Raw genomic sequence first — 23,743 nt, forward strand, 5'->3', positions numbered from 1 at the left:
CTAAGTTGCTCGCAGTTCCTTGCCTAACACCAAACGTTTGATGTTTTCTCTATGAGAATAGGAAATAAGGAAAAAAGTAGCAACTAACACAAAGAAGATGACTGGTTGGTATTCAGAATCAGGAATGAATTTTGTAGTTCCAAAATACCAAATGGGCATGGAGAGGGTACCGAGAATGGATCCAAGAGAAACAAATCCAGAAACTTTATAGACGATCAAAAAGATCAAAACCGCACAAACAGTAACGATAGGCACAAGGATCATATACACACCAAGAGCAGTGGCCACGCCTTTTCCTCCTTTGAAGTGAAGGAAAGGTGTGAAAGTATGCCCAAGGATGGCAACAGATCCAAGTAAAATCTCAGTAGTTGTCAGAGTATATGGCGATTCAATATAGGATGCGGCGATGACGGGGATGGCACCTTTGAGGGCATCCAAAATGAGAGCAATGATTCCATACTTCCAACCGATAACACGGCCCACATTGGTAGCACCGATATTACGACTGCCATGTTCACGGATATCTATCCCCCGAACTTTTTTGGTCAGGAGAAACCCAACCGGAATGCCACCCAAAAGGTAGCTCAATAGGATCGCAGCAAGAATCATTCCTTGCCCTCCTTACCCTCGTTTCTGTTCCGAAGTTCGATCTCGACAGACAGGCCATCCAGTCCAAACTCCGCTACTATACTCTTTCGGTAAAAGCTTAGAATATTTGACGGAAAGAGCTTCGTATCGTTAACAAAGAAAAGTATTTTAAAAGGAATCTGGGAAACTTGCGTGGCGTAATACACCTTCGGAGGTCGGTTCGATGCCTTCTGAACCTTATTTTTGCCCCCCCATTTGCTTAACCAGTCATTTAAGGCACGAGTGGTGAGCTTTTTCTGGGACTTTTCATAAAGTGCGACCACAGATTCAAGGAGTTTGTGGGTACGGACCTTCTCTTTGGCAGAAAGGGAAATAAGGGGGCGTTCCTTCAAAATCGAAAGTTTGGCTTCCATCCGGTCTTTGTAGTGTTTCCAAGAATTGGATTCTTTTTCAGGAACCAAATCCCATTTGTTCACAGCCACAATCATGGGTTTACCAAGCTCTTGGATTTCCCCAAATATCTTTTTGTCAAATTCACCAAGGCCTTTCATAGCATCAACAAGAAGGACCACTACATCCGCTTCTCCCAAACTGTGAAGAGTTCGTTTATAGGAATAAAATTCTAAACTTTCACCGGTTTTGGATTTTCTGCGAATCCCGGCTGTATCAATGATTTCTAATTTATGGTTTTGAAAATAGAACTGATCGGAAACAGAATCTCTAGTGGTTCCCGGCACATCACTCACCACAGCACGTTTGTAACCAAGAAAGGTATTAAGAAGTGACGACTTACCCGAGTTAGGTTTTCCTATGATCGCAATTTTGCAATACGGATCTTCTGGCATTTTGATTTTGTCTGGAAGGAAAAAATTGATCTTTTGGTAAAGGAGATCAAAATTTCTACGCCCAAGAGCGGAGATGGGCAAAAGTTCGTTTAACCCTAATTTGTAAAACGGTTCCAAATCATATTCATCTTGTTCGGTATCAACCTTATTGATAAGGGTAAGAACCATTTTATCTTTCAAGATTTCATCTTTTTTGAATAGATCAATGAGTTTATGGTCATACTTACGTAAGTCTTTATGATCGATCACATGAAGGATGAGATCTGAATTTCGTAAATGTTCAAAAGCAATGTCGATGATTTCTTTTGAAATTTCATCGATGTTTTCAATATCTAAACCTGGTGTATCGGACAAAGTGAACGGAATTTTAAATTCGGACCTTTCCACCGTTTTTTGTAAAACGTCTCTTGTGACACCAGCAGTATTTTCTGTGATGGCACTTTGTGCGCGAAGAATTGCGTTGAATAGTGTGGACTTACCCACGTTTTGTCTACCAACAATGGTGACCACTGGAAGTCCTTTCATTTGCGTAGGTGTTCCTTCATGGCTCTTTCCATATCGATTTTGGCTTCCTTCTTTTGAATGTCGTCACGTTTGTCGTAAAGTTTTTTAGGTTTGGCAAGAGCAATGTCTATCTTCACCAAACGGTTGTTTTTAAAGAAACATCGAGTGGCAACGAGAACAAGTCCCTTCTCTTTAATCGATCTATCTATTTTTTCTATTTCTTTTGCTTTTAAGAGGAGTTTACGAGGACGAATTTCTGGATGGTTCGCATAACCTCCGTTTTTGTAAGGAGGGATTTGAAAGTTTTCCAAAAACACTTCCCCATTCCTTACTTTTGCAAAACAATCGGTAAGGTTTCCCTTTTTTTCGCGAAGAGATTTTACCTCAGATCCTGTGAGTACAACACCAGCTTCGAACGAATCTAATAGTTCGAAATTGAACTTTGCCTTTTTATTGATTAAAGGATCAGTTCCGCGAGGTTTGTCGTCTTTTTTGGTTTTGCCCATACTAATTATTGCCTAAGGGAATGGTGGATTTGCACCAATCTTGCAATTTCAGCTCCAATCAAATTTGGCATGGAATAGAAGTTGTCTGCCGTAATTTGAAGGGAGTCGTGGAACACATGTTCCGCAATGTAGCGAGATCCAAGTCCCACCCCTAAAAATACATAATTTTTCTCCTGGTTTTTCATTACAGCTTCTTTCAATTTTCTGGTGTCAAAAGATGCCAGTTCGTCCTCGATATAGGTTTTGGCCCTTTGGCCTCGGAAGTCAGAAAGGATCACAATGATCTTGGTTTGGGCGTCCGGAGAGAAAAACCGCTCCGAATTCGAAAGAACTTGGTATTCCGGGATGCTGTCCCCATGCCAATTTTTACAAAGAGCACTAAAAACCTCTTCTTCCTTTTCTGCGGTGTAATCTTCTTCTGCTGACTTTAGGTTAAAAATGTCCACAGTGTCTTTGGAGTTTTTGATATCACAAAACGTATGAACACTTGTTTTGATATCGTGTTCATTTAGGATATGTAAACTCACAAGGAGAGCCGAAAGCATTGCAATTGAATATTCGAAGTTAAAGATCCGGCGGCATTTTGAAACAAGGAAGGTTACTTCTACACCTTTTAGTTTTTCATCATTTTTTTCGATTGTGGTTTTATCGAAAATTTTTGTATCTCCTCTACCACTTTTGTACGAAATGTATTTTCTTGCATCCACCCGTGAGCCTTCGTTTTTGTACATCCGGTGGATGTCAATTTCAGGATCAAATAGCTGTTCTAAATTAAGTTCTACTTCTTCCAGTTCTTTTCCAAACACGGATTTAAATTCTTCAAGACCCACCATAATGGAATAATCCCAAAGGAGACGTCGTTTCTTTAAAAATTGTTTATAGAGTTCATCGGTCCTGTACCCCCAAGCACCACCTCCTCCTTGTGGTTCTCCTTGGCCTTGGTTTCCTTGGGTGTCTTGTCCATACCAAGCATCAGGACCTTCTTTGGTGCTGCCTCCGGTTTCAGGAGTATTGATCTCGATTCCACGTTTGGTTTCGGCACCCGAGTTCAGTTTTTTTGCAACACCTGTTAGGGGGTCTCTTTTATGGAGTTCTGGGTCCCACCAATTTTTGCGATTTAATCCTGATTCAACGGTAAACGTTTTTTTTTTCTCTTCGATTTCCTCGAAGAGTGTTGAGACAACTTCTACACCAGAAAGAAATCCTTCGAGGAGTCTTTCGAGTTCCTTTCTTTCTTTTGGATCAGCAATTTGGTTCGTATAATAAATCTTTCCACCACGAATGGCAATGTCTTTTACATCTGTTTGGTTGTGGCGATAGATATGATTTTTCCATTTCAAAAGATTCGAGATTCCAAATCGGTAAGGCATTAGATTTGCTGAACCAATCGTGCGTTTTTCTGCCAACTCTTTGGCTTTGAGATGGAAACGCGCGAGGGAACGAGGAAGAACCCCTTCCGGTAGATAAAATTCCAAAATCTCTTCTAAAACTTTTATATCTTCTAGTTCAGGAAAAAGGATGGGTGTAAAACGATTCCGAAAGGCACGAGAAATCGTTGTTACCGATTTAGAGGCACGGAAAGATTTCATTCCAAACACAATGGATTTTTCTGTGAGTTGGATGGGAAGATACTCACCTGACTCTGGCGGCAAAGTTAAGGAACGAGCATCGTCCGTTAACATATTCATCTTCTCTACAAGTTCAGCACCAGCAGATTCCAGTCCTGAGATGAGAATGATATGACCTTTTCGAATGGATCTTGTTAGGGGCCCGTCCACCCAAGTAACACTTTCAATATTTCCTTCTTCTGTCGGTTTTAAAGCACCCACTACATCGGAGGTATGCATCCCTTTGGATAACATCACTGATTCCAGTTCGATTCCCGTAAGTTCTGTAAATAATGGTAAAAATTCTTGTGGGTCTTGGTCTTCCCTGTATTCAATTAAGATATTTTCCTTGGCTTGGATGGCAGTGAATACTTGGTCGAGGAATTGTAACACAGGCTCCGGTGTAGGATAAGTAGAAAGAAGCGAGATTGTTTTTTTCTCATCCCAAGTTTTGATTTCCTTATCGTTCCAAAAAATGGTAGAACCTTGTACATATCCTTTGGTAGGAACCAGTTTCACGGACCCACCAAACTCGGATTCAATGAGTTCTCTTTGTTTTGCTTTGTCTTCTTTTTTACGGAAAGGTTCTTCGAATAAATAGAGGGCTTCTCTTGCCGCTACCGTTTTGTCTTTGGCACCAAATAGAACCAAACGGTTACAATACTTTTGTAAGGTCCTTAAATTAAAATGATACTTTTCTAAATCACCCTTTCCAATCTCACCTGACTTAATTCTAGCTTCTGATTCCAAACTAATACGAATGATTTGTTTTAAGACATCTTCCCCGAGCATAGGGTAAAGTTTTTTTAAAATAAAAAACATTTCGTCAGGGGAATAAGGATCTACATATACAACTGCAAAATGTTTGGTGATATCAAAAGGAAGGGGTTTTCTTCCTTCAAATCCTTCACTTGGGTTTTGGGTTCCGATAAACCAGAATCCAGTTTTTCCGCCCACTCTTTCCCCACTCCCTTCCAAAAGATCTAAGTAATTGGATTCATAAACAGAAGAAAATCGTTTGATGATGTTTGGTGCACAGAGATTCATCTCATCGGCCACAAAACTCAGTCCTTCTGACAAAGCGTTGGTAAGAGGCCCATTCGACCAGGTAAATCCTTTCCCATCCAAAAGGATGCGGTAAGAACCAATTAGGTCTTCTGGCAATGTGTCCTCATTAAAACTAAACCTTAGTGTGGGTTGTTTGCGAAGTGAATTGATATAATAGATAAGCGCGTTTTTTCCAACACCCGCATCTCCCACGAGAAGGACAGGAATCCCTTCGAGCATGGGGTATAGAATTTTTTGTAAGGTTTGTTTGACCGAGTCAGTTTCGACAAGGCTAGAAGGGAAAACGGGAAACTTACTCGTGTGCGGGAGGACCGGCACTTTCACATCAGCGATGGTAACAAATTCCATATCCTTCAGATTTCTATCCATTTCCTAGGTGTAAACCAAATTCTATTGACCGGTACCTCCGCCAAAAACCATGATGATTTCATGGATTTCGCAAATAGAATGTATGGGATTGATTCCTCCCCCATCCGCAAGGCCTTTGAGCTCGCACGGACTATCCAAAACCCGATCAATCTGAGTATCGGGCAACCACATTTCCCTTGCCCACCTAACATCATTGAGGCTTTAACGAAAGCGGCCCGTGATGGGAAAACCTCTTATACCTTAACTGGTGGGATTCCTGAATTAAAATCAGCAATGGCTGAAAAATACAGAACCCAAAATCAAATTTCTTATGCACATGAAGACCGAATCCTTGTCACTTCAGGAATTTCCTCTGCTCTATTTTTACTCTTCAATGCACTGGTGAACGAAGGAGACGAATGTTTGGTGGTCTCTCCTTACTTTTTAATGTATCCGGCAATGTTAAAGTTCTATGGTGGCAAAGTAGTTCCCTTAGAAGAAAGTTTCAAACCAGAATATTTAGAATCGTTAAAATCTAGAAAATTCAAACTCATCATTTTTTCCAATCCTTCTAATCCTACAGGAAAAGTTCTTTCCAAAGAACAACTAAAGGCCCTTGCAAACTTAGCGGAAAACACGGGAGCCTATCTTATCAGTGATGAAATTTACGAACTTTTTGATTATGATAAACAGTTTTTTTCGATTGGTTCGGAATATGAAAAAACCATCACTCTCACTGGATTTTCTAAAACCTACAATATGACTGGTCTTAGGCTTGCCACCATCCTTGCCGAAGACAAGGTGATTAAGGCTCTCACCACCTTACAACAGTATACGGTTGTTTGTGCCCCTTCCATCACCCAATGGGCCGGAATCGAAGCACTCAAAACAGATATGAGTGCTTATATCCAAGACTATAAAGAAAAACGTGACTTTGTTTATGAATCGTTAAAAGACTACTACCCCATCCAAAAATCTGGTGGAGCCTTTTATACCTTTTTCCAAGTTCCTGTCACCGACGAAGAATTCATCCAGAGAGCCGTTAAAAAAGATCTGATCTTAGTTCCTGGATTTATCTTTTGTGATCAAAAGAATTTTGTGCGACTTTCCTTTGCCACCGAATGGGATACTTTGAAACGAGGGATGATAGCATTACAGGAACTTTCTAAGGAAAGTTAAATTCTTTTTAGTCAGATTAGATAAGGAAAACTTAGGATTTTATGGACGAATCGATTTGGTTATTTCTTTGGACCCTCTCGACTTATGGAATCCTATTTTTTTTTGGAGCAAGCCTTGCTAGTTTTTATACAACTCTTGGGGAAAGAATCCTTCTCTACTGCTATGGCCAAAAGAGAAAGGAGTTTAAAGGAATCCTTCGCTGGAAGGTAATCTTTTCTAAACCGAGCCACTGCCCGTCTTGCGGGCATTTGGTGAAAAAAAACCACCTGATACCCATTATTGGTTGGTTTTTGACAAATGGGAAATGTGACTCTTGTGTAACTGATCTACCCAAACTCTACCCACTCACGGAATTTCTATTTGGTCTCGCTGCTATCTTTGTATTTTTTGTTTCTGAAGATATAGCGGGGACCATATTTCTTCTTTTTTTATTTGGACATCTACTCATCTCTATGATGACAGATGTGGCAAAATTTTCCCTCGATTATGAAAACCTTCCCTTTCTCATCGGATTTGGGTTCCTATCCAACTACTTTTTGTTTGGTGAAGCTGGCAACATTGAATCACTTTGGGTCTTTTTAGGATTTTTAGTTTTTTATCTTTTGATTTATCTTTTGTTCCGTGGTGGCACGGGTCTTGGGGATGTTCTCTTTTCACCGATTTTTGCTGCTATTGCCGGAAATCCCTTTTGGATTTTGTATTTTAATTCTGCTTACTTACTTGCCGTCGGATTTAGTTTTCTTTTACGAAAAAAAGGGGAACCCTTAAAAGGAAAAAAAATTCCGATGGGTCTTTATTTTTCTCTCGGATTATTTTTTACTTATTTTGCAAGACTACTTGTCCATTACTACAACTTGGAGGGATTTCCAATCTATGGAACCATTGAATGAATTACCGCATATGAGAAAACTCTACACTCGCTCTGTTCTTTCGGAAGAAACTGCCGGTTCTGATCCTCTGAAGTTATTTAGTCTTTGGTTTTCTGAAGCAAAAGAAGAAGGAGAACCAGAACCAAACGCGATGAGCCTTGCAACAGTAGACAAAACGGGCCAACCATCAGTACGCATCGTTTTACTCAAAGGTCTGATTCGTGACGAGTTTCAGTTTTTTACCAATTATGATTCGGACAAAGGGAGAGATATTGCAGAAAATCACCTTGTAGCTCTGGGTTTCTTTTGGCCCAAACTCGAAAGGCAAATTCGTATCGAAGGAAGGGCAAAACGCATATCCAAAGAAGAATCGGAAAGTTATTTTGCAATCAGGCCAAGAGAATCCCAAATTGGAGCCTTAACATCAAACCAAAGTTCGGTGGTTCCCTCTAGAGAATTTTTAGAAGAGAAATTTGCCTCTCTCACCAAAGAGTGGGAAGGAAAAGAAATTCCAAAACCAGAAAATTGGGGTGGGTATTCTGTTTTCCCTACCAAAATCGAATTTTGGCAAGGAAGGGTGGGAAGGTTACATGATCGGATTTCTTTTGAAAGATTCGAATCGGGTTGGAAACGAAGCCGTTTATCTCCGTAAGTCCCTTAGATTGAAAAGAAATATTCTATCAATTTCGCAAACCACAGATCCGCTAAAAAAGTTTTTCTTTTTAGCGGACATACGGTTCGTTTGATTCTATCGATCGATCGCGATCAACCGTGTAGGTTGAGTAAATGACCTAACTTTGTTTTTTTCGTCTGTAAGTAACGAGTATTTTCTTCCACGGGATCAATCTCAATGGGAACTCGTTCTGTTACATGTAAATTGTAACCTTCGAGACCCACAATCTTACGAGGGTTATTCGTGATGAGCTTCATTTGTTTCACCCCAATATCCCGTAAAATCTGAGCCCCGATTCCGTATTCTCTTAGGTCAGGAGCAAATCCCAATTTTTCATTGGCTTCGACTGTATCGAGTCCACCCTCTTGCAAAGAATAAGCTTTCAGTTTGTTGATGATTCCAATCCCGCGCCCTTCTTGGCGCATATAAAGAAGAACCCCTGTTCCTTCTTTTTCAATCATACGCAGAGCATTGTGGAGTTGGGGACCACAATCACAACGCTGCGAAGAAAAAATATCTCCTGTCAAACATTCACTATGAACTCGAACAAGCACTGGTTTTTCAGGATCGATCTCACCTTTCACAAGAGCCATATGAATTTTATCATCAATTTGGGTGGAATAAGCTTTGATTTTAAAATCACCAAACTCAGTTGGTAAATTTGCTTCCACTTCCAAATGAATTAATTTCTCTTTATGCCTTCTGTAACGAATTAAGTCTTCAATGGTGTAAATATTAAGTCCGTGGGTTTTTGCAAATTTTTCCAAATCTGGAATTCTTGCCATCGATCCATCGTCATTCATGATTTCACAAATGACACCACTCGGGTAAAGACCCGCTAACTTTGCCAAGTCGACTGCGGCTTCCGTATGGCCAGCCCTTCGTAAAACTCCACCCGTAACAGCTTGCAACGGAAACATATGGCCGGGACGCATCAAATCTTCCGATTTGGTCTTTGGATCGAGGAGCGCTTCCACCGTTTTAGCTCTGTCTGGTGCCGAAATTCCCGTAGTCGTTCCGTGTTTAGCATCCACAGAAACGGTAAAGGCTGTTCCGTGTTTATCTCCCAAGGAAAGATCATCCACCATCTTTCCGAGACCAAGTGTTTGTAACCTTTCCCTTTCCATCGGGACACAAATGAGTCCGCGACCGTGAGTTGCCATAAAGTTAATTTTGTCTTTGTCTGCAAATTGGGAAGCACAGACCAAATCTCCTTCGTTTTCTCTGTCTTCAGAGTCGACAAGAATGATCATTTTGCCTTGGCGGATTTCTTCGATTGCTTCTTCGATCGGACGTATCATTGGGGAAGGCCTCTATATACTAAAACTCTGAAAGCCGTTCCGAATTAAAGAAGATTCCCAAAGAAAGTCATTGATTTTTCCCCTTTCTTTTGTCTAAATATTCCGGATCGGAGGTCATGTGGAACTGAAACTAAACGCAACGGGAAAGATCAAAACCATTGAAATTGCAGGAAAATTCGATATCGAATCCACAGAGGAATTTGAGTCAATCTTTGCAAAACTCATTGAACCAAACCCAAGTATCGTTTCCATCGAAATGAGCCGCCTCGACTATATTGATTCTTCTGGAATTGGGTCTCTTATCAAAAGCCTCAATTCACTCAAAAACAAAAAAGGCAAACTCATCCTTGTTGGTATGAAGCCAATGATTTTAAACGTATTCAAATTAGCAAAATTAGATATGTTTTTTGAAATTATGAATGAAATGGATTTTCGTACCAAATATATTTCCGATGACGATACCGATTCCGAAATTGACGATCTTCTAAAACGGAACTAAGACCCAGACCTCTGTTCCAAATAGTTTTCAATGTACTTGGCAAGTACATCCACTTCGACATTTAGCCTCTGGTCTTTTTTCCAAGTATTTGCATTGGTTTTTTCCATTGTCTCTGGAATCAGGATGAGTTGGATATTTCCATCTTTAACATCAACCACAGTTAAGCTGATCCCATCCAATGTCACCGACCCTTTTTTTACAAAATAACGTTGTAACTCTTTTGGAATCTCCACCCAAAACTCTTCCACTTCCGTCTCGATTTTTTTTCGACTGATTACTTTTGCCATTCCGTCCACATGGCCCTGAACCATATGTCCCCCGAAACGTTGTCCAAGTGCCATCGCTCGTTCTAAATTTACAGTAGAACCTTCCCCTAACCTAGACAAGTTGGTAAGTTCAAGTGATTTAAACGAAGCATAAAATTTGAATAAATTGCCTAGGTCGCTAAATTCAGTGACCGTCATACAAGCACCATTGATGGCAATCGAATCTCCTATTTTTAAATCCGGATTTTCCCATTCTGTTTCAATTGTGAATTGGATTCCCGAATCAATTGGTTCGATCGTGATGACTTTTCCGAGGGTTTCGACAAGACCAGTAAACATACGCTAAATACTCCTCCCGAGTTTCCTGATAAAAATACGGTTTGTTCCGACTAGATATTCAGAAACCAATGGTTCATTATGATATAAAAAAGGAATTCCATTCGGAATGGATTTATTCTCATTTCGAATTTCTAAAATTCGATCCGCTTCAGTAAGTTCATTTTGAAGGAACCTAGGAAAAAAACTTCCTGCTTCACATAACAAAGTATTAATGCCAAGGTCTCCGAGAATTTCTAAAAACTTATCACCTTCATCTGAATAAATAAATACAGCTTCATAAGGGGAAAGGATTTTGATTTGATCCTCTAGTTCATTTGAGATAGGTTTTGAATCATCATCAATTAGAATAAAAAAAATACATTTTTTGATTCCAAACTTTTCAGTTAATTCCCTTTGTTTTGCAAAAAAAGCATCAGTTGGGAGATGGTTTAGATCCAAAAAAAAGATACGAAATGGTTGGTAAACCTCTTCTTCTAGGCGATGCAATTTTTCAGATTCTTTTGTGTAAAGTAATACAGAAGAGATGAGTCCAGCACCCGCTTCAAAAAAAGGTTCTAATTCCGTAACTCTTTTTGCAGGTTTTTGTGACTGAACCATCTCATCCGTAATTCGAAAATGGAGAGAAGGCGAATCGATAAAGACCGTTCCAGGTCCAACAGCAATCGCATCCATTTTAGCTCGAAAGATTTGCAAATATAGATCCATCTCTTCTGAGCTCACCCGTTCCTTCTCTTTTTCTTTCGAAGCATAATTTCCTTCGATCGATGTGGCTGCTTTGATCCAGACCCAAGGGCGCCCCGTTTGGATTCTATGCAAGAAACCTTGTAAAAAAGGAAGGGAAACCTTTGCAAGCATGGGATCTAAGGCTACAGAAATTCCAGACTCAGAGTATTTTTCCCAATCCCCAGAAGTCACTAAGGGGTTAGGATCCTTCCATCCTAGTTTGATTTCTTTTGGTTTTTTTTCGATCACCAAATCACGGCAAGGTGGTGTTTTTCCAAAATGTGTACAAGGTTCTAAACTGACAGAAAGAATTTGGTTTTCATTGACACTCGTATAACGAGAATAAAGTTCCCTCTCCGCATGATTGCCACCAAATTTTTGGGTATGGGCACTGGCAAGAATAGAGCCAGTTTCATCCGTTAATACAGCCGAAACGGGAGGGTTGGCACCGGTTTTTCCCATTGCCAAAAACCCAAGTAGCGAATGCAGAGAATAAGTTTCCTTTCTTTTCTCTGCATTCATAATACTTTTGTTATGCGAATCGTTTTTTCCTGAGTTGGTCGTAAATCTCAGAAATAGGCGCTGCAATATAGATGGAAGAATATGTTCCTACAATTACACCAAAAAGAAGAACAAAGGCAAAATCATACAATTCCACTGCCCCACCTACGATGATTGCCACAACAGAAATCATTGTTGTAAAGGAAGTATTGATGGTTCTACCCAAGGTTTGAGTGATGGAAACATTAATGATATTAGAAAGAGCTAAATTGTCTTTTCCATGTGCATTTTCTCTAATTCGATCAAACACCACAATTTTATCGTTAATGGAATAACCAAGGAGAGTGAGAAGTGCGGCAATGATCGGAACACTTGGTTTGATTTGTAAAAAACCAATAAGGGCCAAAGTCATGAGAATATCATGAACCAGAGCAATGGAAGAAGCCAATGCAAACTTAAACTGTGAACGAATACTCAAATACAAAAGAATGATAGCAAGTGTTGTGAGAAGAAGTGTGATTCCCACTTCCGTCAACTCACCACCTACCACTGCTCCCACTTGGTCAGCCGAAAGAACTTTTTCTTTAGGAAGTTTGTATTCGTATCTTAGGAGTTGGACAAAACGATCAATCGCAGAAGTAGAAGACTCCCTGTTCGCCTCTGGAATTTCTTTGTACAAAGTTTCTATGGTATCTAGTGATCCAAGTCCGATATCTAACTGATATATGTTCTTTTCTTTCTCTAGAAGGATCACAACAGCTTCGATATTTTTCGATTGAAAATATCCTTCTAAGTCAGCACGAGTTTTATCAGCAGGAAGTTCCACAACAGTGCGGAGCCCACCATTAAAATCAAGTGAGTGAGCAAATCCACCGTATTTACCAAAGGTGATGGCAAACCCGAGAACTATTGCTAAAAAGGAAAAACTAAGAGTAAAATATTTATACTTTGTGAAATTAATATTACGCATTTTTTGTCTCCTTTTTTCCAAAGAAGAAAGGTCTTAAATTTAAATGATGAACACCCATTCTGTTTACGGTAAGTTCCATAAATAATCTGGAGAGGAAAAGAGAAGTAAAGAGAGTTGTGACAATCCCCCAACAAAGAGTGATCGCAAAACCTTTGATAGGTCCATTTCCAAGTCGAATCATTAAAATCCCCGCTATGAGTGTAGTAACGTTTGCATCCATAATGGTCCAAAATGCATTTTCAAAACCACGTGTGACCGCAATCGAAAGCGCTCTACCTTCCTCAATCTCTTCTCTGATCCTTTCATAAATGATCACGTTCGCATCGACCGCCATACCAGCAGTCAAAATGATCCCTGCGATCCCTGGAAGTGTTAATGTAAAATCCATAAGAGTTAAAAGTGCGGCTAAAATGACGAGGTTGATAAGAAGGGAAATATCAGCAATAAATCCACCTAACCTGTAATAGAAGATCATATAAATCATTACCAGGAAAAACCCAATTGCTACCGCCTTCACACCCACTTCGATTGATTCAATTCCCAGAGTTGGTCCAATGAATCGCATCTCCAAAACAGAAAGTGGAATGGGAAGTGCTCCTTCTGAAATTACGTTTGCCAATCGAATGGCTTCTTGTTCAGAAAAACTTCCCGAAATTTCTGCCCTACCACCTGCAATTGGATCGTTGATCACTGGATTAGAGATTACTTTATCTCCCCAAACAATTGCTAGGTTTCGGCCACGGTTTTGCGAAGTAAGATCAAAAAACTTTTCGGCTCCGTTAGGAGTGAGTGTAAAACTAACCATCCAACCATAAGAATTGGAGTTATAGGACGGTTGGGCATTGGTCATATCATTGCCGGATAAAGCAATTTTACGTTCCAAAACCACAAAACTACGAGGAAGAAGTGCAGACTTTGCCGCATTTCCGCGAGCCCACATAGCATAAACTTTAAAGTCTTTTGGAATGTTGTATTTCTTTTCCAAACCTTCCAAGAACTCATCTTGGGCCTTTTTCCCTGCTTTATTTTTTACAAGTTCTTGGAATAAGAAAATATCAGTATTTTCTCTTTTTCCTAAATCCATCATACGACGTTCGTTGTCCGCAATTTGGCTTTTATAAAGGAAAGGTGTTGGCTCTTCCAAACGATATTCAACTGTTTCGGTATTTTGTAAAATTTCTAAAATAGCGGCTGAGTTAGCAACACCGGGAAGCGAAACTTCGATCGCATCTTGTTCTTTTTGGATACGAACTTGAGGTTCTGTTAGGTTTTGAGTCGTGAGACGATTGTCGATAATCATCTTCGCTTTTTCTAATTCCACAATTTTACGCATAGGAGAAAGATCAAAACTAGATTCAATTTCCGTGAGTCTTGATTTTGCTTTTTCTTTTTCTTCTGGTTTAGTTGCTGGGTTACTGAGTGTTAGGTTCAGTTCCGCTAATTCTTTTGCGTAGAGGTCTTTCAGCTTAGAAGTATAATCATCAAAGTCACCTTTAAGGACTACTCGCATTCCCCCTTGCAAATCAAGACCTAACTTAATGGATAAAGATTTTCCACCGCGAATCGTTTCTTCAATCCAAGTAGGTTCTAATTTGTTTTTGGATTCACTGACCAAAGATTGATTTTCTTGGGAGATTTGATTGATCTTTGCAGAAGTAATGAATCGTCCTTTGACTATGTAAAAAGGATTCTCTTTGGGAGGAAGGGTTCCTTGTGGTTCAATGGTCCATCCAGAAGTTTTGCCATAATCTTTAGCCCAACGTTCAAAAAGAGCATTTACCAAAACTTTTTGATCAGCTTCTGGTAAATTATATACGTCTTCTTTCACAACGATCTTTAAAGTGCGATCGGCAAAGTTCGGATACAATATTGTAAAAGAAACCGCCAGAATCAAAAAAGGAAGAATCAATAGTCGATACGATTGCAAGTTAGTTTGCTCCTAAAATTATTATCTTCTATAAGAACGACTGCTAGATCCCGGGCGAGCGGATCTAAGTCTGTAAAAAGCAAATAGTATGATAATCCCAAGGATCATCATTGCTTTTTTATATTTAGCAAAAAAATCAGAGAAACTAAACAGAGATTTTCCCGTTTCTTTGTTGGAAGAGAGGTTTGTTTCCACACTTCCAGTTTCTGTTTTTCCCATTTTTAAATCCGAAGCAAAACCCGGAAGTCCCGTTGGTTCCACAGATACAGTAGAATCCATCCACAGACCATTACTCGCTACTTCCTCTTCTTCCACAACCGCTACTTGTTTGTCTAAACCAGGAAGGGATTTGTCTGTTACAGGAACAGTTGTATTCTGATTGGGATTTGAAACTAGGTTTGTGTTTTGAGGAAGAGTCTCCCCTGTGAGTTGGTTTTGTTTGGATTTCTTTTTCGATTTCTTCTTTTTACCTGTAGTGGTTCCAGTTGTAGTCACAATGTTTGTTTGTTTTTTTGTTGTGATTACATTTGTTTCTTCTTTGGGTTTGGTGGTTGTCGATTTAGGTTTATCATTTACCTTATCTAAAAAATCCAAACCCTCCTGTGCAAAGAGGGAAACAGAAAAACAAAGTGTTACGGTAACTAAGAAGAGTCTCTTCATCTTAGGCTTTCTTCTTCAGAATAGCGCTAGTTTCAAAAGTTATGTTCGTGTTCGCAGCAACACTCAAAACAACGGTTTCGTTATTGTCTTTGAACTCAACAATCTTTCCGTGAAGGCCGCTACTTGTGACAACACTATCCCCTTTTTGGAGGTTAGTGATCATTTCTTTACGTTTTTTCTCTTCTTTTTTATTCGGAAGAATCACAAGAAAGTACATAGCAACTAACATGATCGGAATGATGATGAGAGATTGTAGAGACGACTTTGCACCCTCTTCTTGGGCAAGGATTAGAATTTCTGGTGTTAAAAAGTTAAAATTGAGCATAGCTATTTATCCAATGTTTATAGGCCTTATCTTAAATTCAATGTTTCATGAACGAATCGGAGAACTTTTTTCTCGAGGAGAGCTGCTTTTGCTGTTTCGTACCCTGTTCTTATATCGTTTGTGGCACCTAGCAAAAACATAGCCACCCCAGCATTGAGAGCCACCATTGCCGTTCCCCCCGTAGGTTCTTTTGGGTCAAGAACTGCACGAAATAGGCTTTCTGCCCCTTCTTTAGAAGAAGAGAAAACGGTGTTTCTGTCCAATTCTTTGGAATTTAGGCCAAGTTCTCCAGGTGTAAAGGTAAATTCGTTGGTTTCCTTTCCGTCAAAATATGCATAATCGGTTTCTTCAAAGATAGAAAATTCATCCAATCCGTCTCGTGAATGGCAGACAATCGCACGTTTAGAGCCAAGTCTTCCCAAAATCTCCGCCATCGGTAAACAGAGAGATTTATCATAAACACCGACCATTTGGTGGGTAGGCGAAAAAGGATTGGAGAGAGGCCCAATTAAATTAAAAAATGTGCGAAAACCTAAGGCAGTACGAACCGGGCCTGCATATTTCATCGCTGGGTGCCAAGCGGGAGCAAACAAAAATACAAACCCTGTGCGTAGGAATTCAGATTCCGAATCTGCAGTGGACTGGTCTAGTTTGTAACCAAGTCCCGATAGAATATCAGAACTTCCAGAAAGAGAGGAAACCGAACGATTTCCGTGTTTGGCGACTTTGAACCCAAGGCTTGCCAGAGTGAGAGCCGACAGAGTCGAAACATTCAAAGTTCCTTTTCCATCTCCCCCTGTCCCACAAGTGTCTAAAAAATCAAAATCAAAATGTTTGGAAGGTTTGATGGCATGACTACGCATCGCACGAACAAATCCGTATAATTCATCCGTCGTTTCGCCCTTCATTTTCATGGCGGTGAGAAAAGAAGCAAGGACAGGTTCAGGGACTTTTCCATCCATCACCTCACTTAAAAAAAGTTCGGCATGGTCATCCACTAGATGGTGTCCAGAAACAACTTGCCCAAGTATTTCTTTAATTGTTGGCGCGGTCATAAAAAATCCTTTTGAGGTTATAAAAACTTAACAACTGATAATTGGTCACAATATAACGAAGCCCAGAAATAACAGTAATGAACGTTGTAAATAACATTCCAAAATAAGGAACAAACGATGCAATGGAATCAAAAAAGTCTGTAAAACTTAAAGACTCTGTGGTTTTGGCCAAAGTATAAAACTCATAGGCATGTTGTGATGCTACTTCAAAGGTAGAATAACCAGAAAGTTTTCCCATTGCATAGGTTTCGTTGATCATAGCTCTTCTTTTCCCAGAGATGAGCATAAACACGACAAGGATCATTAAAATAGCACCCATTTGGAAGGCAGTTTTTACTTTCCCCATCATAGTAGTGCGAAGGCTCTTTCCGGAACGCACAGCAATATAACGTAAAAAAGTTATGAGCATATCGCGTCCAATGATGAGAACCACCATCCAAACTTCAATAGGTTCGTGGATGAATAAAAAAGTAACAAAACATCCAATCACTAAAAATTTATCAGCGAGTGGATCGAGAAACTTTCCAAATTCCGTTTGTTGGTTCCACTTACGTGCTAAGTATCCGTCCACAAGATCCGTGAGAGAGGCAAGAGCAAAGAGAACAAATGCGAAAATTTGGTATTCCCATTCCTTCTGGAATAAAGCAAAGATAAAAAAAGGAAGTGCAAGAACCCGAAGGACAGTCAGTAAATTCGGGATATTGGCAATGGTTTTCCAATCTTCCACTAAACCACCCAAGTCCCCGACATATCTAATTCATAAAAAGAATCCACTCTTACCTGACCAAACTGACCAAGCCTTAGACCATCCTCTTCCACATAAACCACTTCATCAATCTCTGGAGCATCTTGAAAACGGCGGACAATGGCCCCCTTTTCCAATACTTCATCTACTACTGCGGGATAAAGTTTTCCAATTCGATTTTGGTGGATGGACTTCAAAGTTCCAAGATAGGCATCTCGCACAAGATTCACACGGCGAGCAATCTCTTTGTCTTTGAGTTGGCCATCCATTGTAGCACCTTTGGTTCCGTCTTGCGGAGAATAGGGAAATAAATTTACCTTTTCAGGTTTTACATCTTCTACAAACCGAATGATCTCTTCCACGTCTTCCATCGTTTCGCCAGGAAAACCCAAAATAAAGGAAGTACGAATTTCCAAATCTGGACGGATGTCCCTTGCTTTTTGGAATAAAGATTTGAAATAAGAATATTCACCGGTTCGGTTCATCGATTTCAAAACCGATTTGGAAACATGTTGTAAGGGGCTTTCCAAATACGGGGCAATTTTCGGAATTTCTCCGTAGAGATCTAGTAACTTTTCTGTTTTTTTATCTGGATAAAGGTAGAGGAGGCGAAGAAGTTCCACACCATCTACATCCGCTACTGAACGAACTAAATCCAATAGTTTTTCCGTATCCTTTCCATAGAACACAGTATCTTGAGAAACAAGACAAATTTCTTTAGAACCAGCTTTGACAGCCAGTTTCGTTTGTGATAATACATCGGAGATATCTGTATCGCGGTATTTACCACGTAAATTAGGAATGATACAAAAGTTACATCCGCGGTTGCAACCATCAGAAATTTTTACGTAGGAGTATGGTTTGGAATAGTTTTCAATTCCCTTACTTGTAGTGAGTCTTTCTAGAAGGTCTTCATTGAATTCGGAAAGATCTTTGAATTCCAAAGGAAAACTTTTTCTTAAAATCTCCCCTGCTTTATCATACTTTCCCGTTCCAAAATGTAGATCCACTTCAGGAAGATCGTCGGAAATTTCTTTTCCAGCACGTTCTGCAAAACAACCAACCACCACTAACTTTTGTTTGTTTTTCTTTTTAATATCAATGGAATCCAAAATGGTTTGAATGGTTTCCTTGGTGGCATCTTGAATAAAAGTACATGTATTGACTAAATGAAAGTCGCTGGCTTCAGGACCTGCCGCTGGAAGTAAACCTTCCTTTAGAAGCGACTGGTGCATGGCCATCGAATCTACGGTGTTTTTCGGGCAACCGAGAGTCGTAATATAAAACGACTTCGGCGTCTCTTCCGTTTTTTCTTTTAATTTCGGCATTACTCGCCTAACTCTCCAATGATGGACTGAGTCGAATCATAAGGATTTGGTTTACGAATGAAGATTTTTTTGACGAGTTTTCCTGGTTTTCCAAGGACAGAACGCTCTTTTCCGTTTTGGACCATTTCCACGGCCCCACCATCACCCACTTTAATTTCAAGGCGATCACGGGCTTCTAAATGTTTGACTTCTCCTGCGGAAACAAGTCCCCTCTCCCCCATTTGACCATCTAACACAAACTCAACGTAGCTTGGTTTGGAGAAAAAGAGTGTGACCTGGATCGGAACATCGCCAACCGGAGATTTTACAGCAACACCTTCTCTCTCTTCTTTCAAAGTCACAAGAACTTTGGCGGATTTTTCAGTCACGGCTTGGGTCACCACTCGGATGTCACGACGAAGAGAAGCCAATTCCTCGATTCGATAAGAAAGGATGGTTTCCTCTCCTTCTGCAGTTTGAAAAAAATATACATTTTTTTCAGGAAAGATATTGAATCCAAGGTTTGCTTTTCCATTGGAAACACCTTTGATAAACATCTTACACTGTTGGTTATTGACGCTAAAACTCACACCACGGTCTTCTGTTAAAATAAAAGGAACACTTGCGTTTTCTGGAACACTTTGGGAAACAAAATTAATTCCAGAAGGAATGTCGGAGCTTGCTACTGTTTCAACGGTCGAACCAACTTCAGCGGTTTCTTCATCCATCGATCCAGAGTTAGAATCTTCAAAACTAATATAGATAATATAAGCTGAGATCACAAAAAGAAAAATAGAAATAAGGCTTATGATTTTATTTCTATCTAAACTAAACGGAGTGGTTGTTGGTCGAGTTAGTTCCTCTAAAGGAGCCTGGGATTCTTCAATCTGTTCTCCACGATAGAGATTGAGAAGCATTGCTGTATCTAGTTTCAAATAACTTGCATAGTTCTTTAAGAAACCGAGGGCAAATGTCTCGGCAGGAAATTGAGAATAATCTTCAGTTTCCAAAGCAATGATGTACTTTGCTGCGATATTTGTTTCCTTCGCAACATCTTTCACGGAAAGTTTTTTATCTTCTCTGGCTTCTCGAATGATTTGACCGACTCGTTTTGTGTTCAAAATGATATCCTCTTTGCTTAGTTCTCGGAGACAAGAGGGTTGTTAACAATCTTCGCGTTACCGCTCATGTGAAAATTGAAAACTCCGTCTTGGATTTCTTCAGAAAAATTAATATTAGAAAATGAGATGGTGGTGACTTTTCCGCGACCATCGGTAGCCACTGCTTTTTTGATTAAGTAGGATTCAGAATCCACAAAGAGTTTCATCTTTTCGAATCCACCAATCTTTTCTCTTTGGTCAAGGTCTAACACAAAGTATTTGGTCGTGTCCCCCATCGAACGCGGTTGTTCAATGGTATCAAATTTATAATGGTATTTACGAAAGAGGCGGTTGAGTCCATCAGGACTGTTTGTTGTAAAGATAGGGCCAGAAGTATTTTTACGATCGAGGGTTAAATCCTGTTTTCCAACAGCACCTAACCTTTTGATAAAGATATGAAGTGTTTTTCCATCGGATACAATTTCGTCCCCTTCTGGTTCAGCAAAATTATATCTGATTTTTCCGGGACGTTTGTAGAAACATTTCCCGCGCATTTGTTTTTCCTTTTTGTTGTCTTCTGTTTTGATGAGAAAATCAGCCGAATAGGAATTAATATCACTAAAGTTCTTCTTTATCTTTTTCACCACTTCTGAGGGTGAGTGCCAATTGTGAGCCGGACTTGTTTGGGCACCAAGAGAAACACCCAAAACAAGTAACAAAGATCCGATCCATACTTTCATAGATTCCCAGTTTTTCAGACAAACTTCTCTTGTCGATGATTTACGCTGAACGCAGGATTTCCCGGGGTTTGGCCCCCACTTGAGGCGAAACATATCCCCTCATTTCCATGAGCTCCATAAGTCTTGCCGCTTTGTTGTAACCGATTCTCATCCTTCTTTGTAAATAACTAGCACTCGCCTTTTTTTCGGTCACAACGATATTCCATGCCTCATCAAAAAGTTCTTCATCTTCGTCAGAAGCCATCTCGATACTCGTTTCATCGTCCCAGTTCATTTCGACATACGCAGGAGCACCCTGTTTTTTTGCCTCTTCCACGATGGACTCAATTTCTTTCTCTTCGATAAAAGGAGCTTGGATCCTTTGGAGATCACTGGAAGTGGGAGACCGGTATAAAAAGTCCCCTTTTCCGAGGAGGGTCTCGGCACCACTGGTATCCAGAATGGTTCTAGAGTCTGTTTTTTGGGCCACTTGGAAGGCAACGCGTGCCGGACAGTTGGCTTTGATGACTCCGGTGATCACATCCACAGAAGGCCTTTGGGTTGCCATCACCAAATGGATTCCTACGGCTCTTGCCTTTTGGGAAATACGCTGGATCTGTTCTTCCAAATCCTTTCCCGAAACCATCATAAGATCTGCAAGCTCATCAATAAAGATCACAATGTACGGAAGTTTTTGAAAACCCTTGGCATGAGCATATTCATCTACCTTTTCATTGAAACTTTTGAAATCCCTACTTTTCAATTGAGAGATCATTTGGTAACGACTCTCCATTTCTTGGATGGCCCAAGAAAGTGCCTTCGTTGCCTTTTTAGGATCTGTAATCACTGGCATAAGTAGGTGTGGGATTCCTTCATAAAGAGTCATCTCCACCATCTTTGGATCGATCATAATGAAACGCACTTCTTCGGGTGAGCGAGTGCAAATCAAACTTGTGATCATCGCATTGATACTCACCGACTTACCAGAACCCGTGGTTCCCGCAACAAGTAAGTGAGGGAGTTTGGCGATATCAATCATCACAAGTTTACCCGAAATATCTTTCCCGATACAGATGGATAAGTCTTTGGCCTTTTGTTGGAGGATGGTATCTTTTAAAATCTCGGACAAAAATACGTCTTCCCTAATTCGATTCGGAACTTCGATTCCAATCGACGCCTTACCAGGGATAGGTGCCACAATCCGAATATTTTTTACCTCTAAATAGGCCCTGATTTCATCAGAAAGCGAAACAATCCGATTCAGTTTGATTCCATTTGGGATAGTGATTTCATAACGAGTGATGATGGGTCCTCTTTCTTTGGTAATCACTTTGGATTCAATTCCGAAATGCCCTGTGGATTCTTCAATTTTACGAGAGATCAGATCCAGTTCACTATCGTTCTTTAAAATATTGGCCACAGGAACTTGGTGGGAGACAAGAAGTCGTGGAGAGATATAATACTTTCCTTTTTTTAGTTTTGGTTTCGGAACCATAGAACCAAACATCAGTTCCTGTTGTTCTTCCTTAGGAGCCAGTTTTTTCTTTCCGAAATTCCCAGAACTTAAGTTAGATTTTATGAGAGGTGAGTTTGTTTCTACCGCCAAAGTTTCAAGAGTCTCCTCTTCATACACTTCTATGTTCTCTCCGTCCTCTTCTTCGGAAGATTCTTCTTCACTCACATCCCAACCGGTTTCTTCCACTAAAGACAAACGAACCGATTCCGGAATGGCGACGGCTTCCGATGGGTTGTTATCTTCTCCCTTTTCATAAAGGGAAGAATTGGATTCGAGTTTTTCATTCTCAGATCCTATTTCCAAAGCAGGATCTTCTTCCAAATCATCATAGTCCTCATCATAAACAAAAGAAGAAGAAAGACTAGAGCTCTCAAGAATTTGGGTATCACGAGCAAAAGCAGGTTTTACAGGGTCTAATTTTGGAAGTTCTAGATTTTCTAATCCCAGACCCTCATCCAATTTTGGTTTCCATTTGGCCTCTGGAAATTGGAAAAGAATTTTAGATTCTCTTTTACTTTCAATCTCCTCCAATTCTTCTTGTGCTCGCCTGTTGTCCGTTAACTTTAATCTGGAAATCAAAATTTCATTTTTTTCAAATTCGGCAAGAGAATCTAATTTGGATTCTTGTTTTTGGAATCGAAATACTTTTCCCGCCTCATCAAAAAATCCTTCAAAATGAGAGGTGTTGCGATAACGAACGGATGGTGTTTTTTTTGAGGAAGGATTTTGATGAAAACGATTCTCTAATCCATCCTTACTTATAAACTTTTTTTCCGGAGAAAAATTGGGGTCAGAAAAAGAAGACGATCTCTCAAAACGAGAATGAGAGTTTCGATTTCCCTCCCTTTTTTCATCTGCCACAACATTCCAAAAATGATGGGCCAAATCCTCTTTTGATTCTTCTTCCGTTTGGACTGCAAACCATTGTTTGTTACGAATTTCCTCTGCTGATCCGCGTCTAGTGGAAACAACCGATTCTAAAAACTGAGGAAGTCTTAAATGAGGAAGGTCATTTCTACCACCTAACATTTTATAGATTCCATTGGAATATTTGTTAATGGCAGCAAAGGTAAAAGACCAAGCCCCGTCTTCTAACCAAATTACGGCAAAGTATAAGTATAAAAAGAAAACAACAAGGATACGTCCTGTCTCACCAAAAAGATAAGAAAAAACCCAAGAGAAAAATTGCCCAAGAATCCCACCACTATCTCCTACATGGCCTAGTGGAGTTTCCAAAAGATTCAAACTTACCGTTGTTGCAACAAGAAAGAGAGGGAAAAAAAGTGCCTTACTGAGTCGATCAAAATCAGGGTTACGGAGAGATAGAACCCCTAACATCAAAACAAATCCTGCGAGTAAAAAAGAGGACTTTCCTAAAATATAAAGTAATGTGAAGGCAATGTAATGACCAAGCCTTCCAAACCAATTGAAAAGCGATCCGTCCTCTCCTTCCTGAAACGAAAAGAGAGAAAGAAGTAAAAACACACCGGAAAATACTAATAGATACGGAAGGAAGTCTTTGCGCGGCAAAGTCCATCCCCATACGGATTTTTTAGGGTCCATACCGGAAATATCGGCCGGTTTTGAGACATAGGATGAAAAA

The 23,743-nt window shown here is 40.0% G+C and carries 21 protein-coding genes; 4 read left to right on the top strand and 17 right to left on the bottom strand.

Going from position 1 to position 23,743, the window contains the following annotated elements:
* The 4 genes from plsY to ND811_RS07520 are packed head-to-tail and all read right to left on the bottom strand — an operon-like array spanning window position 1 to window position 5,466.
* On the bottom strand, window positions 1–609 hold the full coding sequence (gene plsY / locus ND811_RS07505; RefSeq protein ID WP_265351456.1) for a glycerol-3-phosphate 1-O-acyltransferase PlsY: 609 nt from the start codon (window positions 607–609) through the stop codon (window positions 1–3).
* On the bottom strand, window positions 606–1,958 hold the full coding sequence (gene der / locus ND811_RS07510) for a ribosome biogenesis GTPase Der (RefSeq protein WP_265351457.1): 1,353 nt from the start codon (window positions 1,956–1,958) through the stop codon (window positions 606–608). The genes plsY and der overlap by 4 nt, the downstream gene beginning before the upstream one ends.
* Entirely contained in the window at window positions 1,955–2,443 is a 489-nt protein-coding gene (gene smpB / locus ND811_RS07515; RefSeq protein ID WP_004788614.1) for an SsrA-binding protein SmpB, read from the bottom strand. Before smpB ends, der begins: the two co-directional genes overlap by 4 nt.
* A 5-nt stretch (window positions 2,444–2,448) precedes the next feature.
* Complete coding sequence (locus ND811_RS07520) at window positions 2,449–5,466, bottom strand: AAA family ATPase (protein ID WP_265351619.1); 3,018 nt, start codon at window positions 5,464–5,466, stop codon at window positions 2,449–2,451.
* 81 nt (window positions 5,467–5,547) lie between these two features.
* Between ND811_RS07520 and ND811_RS07525 the strand changes: the two genes are divergently transcribed.
* The 3 genes from ND811_RS07525 to pdxH are packed head-to-tail and all read left to right on the top strand — an operon-like array spanning window position 5,548 to window position 8,166.
* Entirely contained in the window at window positions 5,548–6,645 is a 1,098-nt protein-coding gene (locus ND811_RS07525) for a pyridoxal phosphate-dependent aminotransferase (RefSeq protein ID WP_265351458.1), read from the top strand.
* A 41-nt stretch (window positions 6,646–6,686) separates the two neighbouring features.
* Entirely contained in the window at window positions 6,687–7,535 is an 849-nt protein-coding gene (locus ND811_RS07530) for a prepilin peptidase (RefSeq protein ID WP_265351459.1), read from the top strand.
* Window positions 7,528–8,166 (top strand): pyridoxamine 5'-phosphate oxidase, encoded by a 639-nt coding sequence (gene pdxH, locus ND811_RS07535; RefSeq protein ID WP_265351620.1) that lies wholly within the window; start codon window positions 7,528–7,530, stop codon window positions 8,164–8,166. The genes ND811_RS07530 and pdxH overlap by 8 nt, the downstream gene beginning before the upstream one ends.
* Before the next feature lie 113 nt (window positions 8,167–8,279).
* On the opposite strand, the gene ND811_RS07540 is transcribed toward pdxH, so the two are convergent.
* The gene (locus ND811_RS07540) at window positions 8,280–9,488 is read right to left on the bottom strand and encodes a bifunctional 3,4-dihydroxy-2-butanone-4-phosphate synthase/GTP cyclohydrolase II (RefSeq protein ID WP_265351460.1); all 1,209 of its coding nucleotides are present in this window, start codon (window positions 9,486–9,488) and stop codon (window positions 8,280–8,282) included.
* Between the two features lie 118 nt (window positions 9,489–9,606).
* On the opposite strand from ND811_RS07540, the gene ND811_RS07545 reads away from it, so the two are divergent.
* Entirely contained in the window at window positions 9,607–9,987 is a 381-nt protein-coding gene (locus tag ND811_RS07545) for an STAS domain-containing protein (RefSeq protein WP_004788515.1), read from the top strand.
* On the opposite strand, the gene ND811_RS07550 is transcribed toward ND811_RS07545, so the two are convergent.
* Genes ND811_RS07550 through ND811_RS07605 form a run of 12 tightly spaced genes read right to left on the bottom strand, consistent with a single transcriptional unit; the run spans window position 9,984 to window position 23,703 of the window.
* Window positions 9,984–10,592 carry a riboflavin synthase gene (locus tag ND811_RS07550; protein WP_265351461.1) on the bottom strand — a complete coding sequence of 203 codons (609 nt, stop codon included), beginning with the start codon at window positions 10,590–10,592 and terminating at the stop codon, window positions 9,984–9,986. The genes ND811_RS07545 and ND811_RS07550 overlap by 4 nt on opposite strands.
* A 3-nt stretch (window positions 10,593–10,595) precedes the next feature.
* The gene (locus ND811_RS07555) at window positions 10,596–11,837 is read right to left on the bottom strand and encodes a bifunctional diaminohydroxyphosphoribosylaminopyrimidine deaminase/5-amino-6-(5-phosphoribosylamino)uracil reductase RibD (RefSeq protein ID WP_265351462.1); all 1,242 of its coding nucleotides are present in this window, start codon (window positions 11,835–11,837) and stop codon (window positions 10,596–10,598) included.
* 10 nt (window positions 11,838–11,847) lie between these two features.
* The gene (gene secF, locus ND811_RS07560) at window positions 11,848–12,786 is read right to left on the bottom strand and encodes a protein translocase subunit SecF (protein WP_265351463.1); all 939 of its coding nucleotides are present in this window, start codon (window positions 12,784–12,786) and stop codon (window positions 11,848–11,850) included.
* Window positions 12,779–14,713, bottom strand: coding sequence for a protein translocase subunit SecD (gene secD, locus ND811_RS07565; protein WP_265351464.1), 1,935 nt, complete (start codon window positions 14,711–14,713; stop codon window positions 12,779–12,781). The genes secF and secD overlap by 8 nt, the downstream gene beginning before the upstream one ends.
* Before the next feature lie 21 nt (window positions 14,714–14,734).
* A complete protein-coding gene (locus ND811_RS07570) occupies window positions 14,735–15,373 on the bottom strand; it encodes an SRP-less Sec system protein (RefSeq protein WP_265351465.1) in 639 nt (212 codons plus the stop codon).
* Between the two features lies 1 nt (window position 15,374).
* The gene (yajC, locus tag ND811_RS07575) at window positions 15,375–15,698 is read right to left on the bottom strand and encodes a preprotein translocase subunit YajC (protein ID WP_265351466.1); all 324 of its coding nucleotides are present in this window, start codon (window positions 15,696–15,698) and stop codon (window positions 15,375–15,377) included.
* 26 nt (window positions 15,699–15,724) lie between these two features.
* Entirely contained in the window at window positions 15,725–16,753 is a 1,029-nt protein-coding gene (trpD, locus tag ND811_RS07580; RefSeq protein WP_265351467.1) for an anthranilate phosphoribosyltransferase, read from the bottom strand.
* On the bottom strand, window positions 16,734–17,480 hold the full coding sequence (gene pgsA / locus ND811_RS07585) for a CDP-diacylglycerol--glycerol-3-phosphate 3-phosphatidyltransferase (protein ID WP_265351468.1): 747 nt from the start codon (window positions 17,478–17,480) through the stop codon (window positions 16,734–16,736). The genes trpD and pgsA overlap by 20 nt, the downstream gene beginning before the upstream one ends.
* Window positions 17,480–18,826, bottom strand: a complete 1,347-nt coding sequence (locus ND811_RS07590; protein ID WP_265351469.1) for a MiaB/RimO family radical SAM methylthiotransferase — start codon at window positions 18,824–18,826, stop codon at window positions 17,480–17,482. Before ND811_RS07590 ends, pgsA begins: the two co-directional genes overlap by 1 nt.
* A complete protein-coding gene (locus ND811_RS07595) occupies window positions 18,826–19,926 on the bottom strand; it encodes a helix-turn-helix domain-containing protein (RefSeq protein ID WP_265351470.1) in 1,101 nt (366 codons plus the stop codon). The genes ND811_RS07590 and ND811_RS07595 overlap by 1 nt, the downstream gene beginning before the upstream one ends.
* A 17-nt stretch (window positions 19,927–19,943) precedes the next feature.
* Entirely contained in the window at window positions 19,944–20,645 is a 702-nt protein-coding gene (locus tag ND811_RS07600; RefSeq protein ID WP_004788302.1) for a LolA family protein, read from the bottom strand.
* Window positions 20,646–20,685: 40 nt separating this feature from the next.
* Window positions 20,686–23,703, bottom strand: a complete 3,018-nt coding sequence (locus tag ND811_RS07605) for a DNA translocase FtsK (RefSeq protein WP_265351471.1) — start codon at window positions 23,701–23,703, stop codon at window positions 20,686–20,688.
* Window positions 23,704–23,743 lie beyond the last annotated feature (40 nt).

The sequence above is a fragment of the Leptospira soteropolitanensis genome, assembly GCF_026151655.1.
Classification (GTDB): Bacteria; Spirochaetota; Leptospiria; order Leptospirales; family Leptospiraceae; genus Leptospira_A; species Leptospira_A soteropolitanensis.

What these genes read in the sequence shown, in the direction of transcription:
- plsY (WP_265351456.1), bottom strand. Translation starts at nt 609, where the DNA reads ATGATTCTTGCTGCGATCCTATTGAGCTACCTTTTGGGTGGCATTCCG.
- der (WP_265351457.1), bottom strand. Translation starts at nt 1,958, where the DNA reads ATGAAAGGACTTCCAGTGGTCACCATTGTTGGTAGACAAAACGTGGGT.
- smpB (WP_004788614.1), bottom strand. Translation starts at nt 2,443, where the DNA reads ATGGGCAAAACCAAAAAAGACGACAAACCTCGCGGAACTGATCCTTTA.
- ND811_RS07520 (WP_265351619.1), bottom strand. Translation starts at nt 5,466, where the DNA reads ATGGAATTTGTTACCATCGCTGATGTGAAAGTGCCGGTCCTCCCGCAC.
- ND811_RS07525 (WP_265351458.1), top strand. Translation starts at nt 5,548, where the DNA reads ATGGATTTCGCAAATAGAATGTATGGGATTGATTCCTCCCCCATCCGC.
- ND811_RS07530 (WP_265351459.1), top strand. Translation starts at nt 6,687, where the DNA reads ATGGACGAATCGATTTGGTTATTTCTTTGGACCCTCTCGACTTATGGA.
- ND811_RS07540 (WP_265351460.1), bottom strand. Translation starts at nt 9,488, where the DNA reads ATGATACGTCCGATCGAAGAAGCAATCGAAGAAATCCGCCAAGGCAAA.
- ND811_RS07550 (WP_265351461.1), bottom strand. Translation starts at nt 10,592, where the DNA reads ATGTTTACTGGTCTTGTCGAAACCCTCGGAAAAGTCATCACGATCGAA.
- ND811_RS07555 (WP_265351462.1), bottom strand. Translation starts at nt 11,837, where the DNA reads ATGAATGCAGAGAAAAGAAAGGAAACTTATTCTCTGCATTCGCTACTT.
- secF (WP_265351463.1), bottom strand. Translation starts at nt 12,786, where the DNA reads ATGCGTAATATTAATTTCACAAAGTATAAATATTTTACTCTTAGTTTT.
- ND811_RS07570 (WP_265351465.1), bottom strand. Translation starts at nt 15,373, where the DNA reads ATGAAGAGACTCTTCTTAGTTACCGTAACACTTTGTTTTTCTGTTTCC.
- yajC (WP_265351466.1), bottom strand. Translation starts at nt 15,698, where the DNA reads ATGCTCAATTTTAACTTTTTAACACCAGAAATTCTAATCCTTGCCCAA.
- trpD (WP_265351467.1), bottom strand. Translation starts at nt 16,753, where the DNA reads ATGACCGCGCCAACAATTAAAGAAATACTTGGGCAAGTTGTTTCTGGA.
- ND811_RS07590 (WP_265351469.1), bottom strand. Translation starts at nt 18,826, where the DNA reads ATGCCGAAATTAAAAGAAAAAACGGAAGAGACGCCGAAGTCGTTTTAT.
- ND811_RS07600 (WP_004788302.1), bottom strand. Translation starts at nt 20,645, where the DNA reads ATGAAAGTATGGATCGGATCTTTGTTACTTGTTTTGGGTGTTTCTCTT.
- ND811_RS07605 (WP_265351471.1), bottom strand. Translation starts at nt 23,703, where the DNA reads ATGGACCCTAAAAAATCCGTATGGGGATGGACTTTGCCGCGCAAAGAC.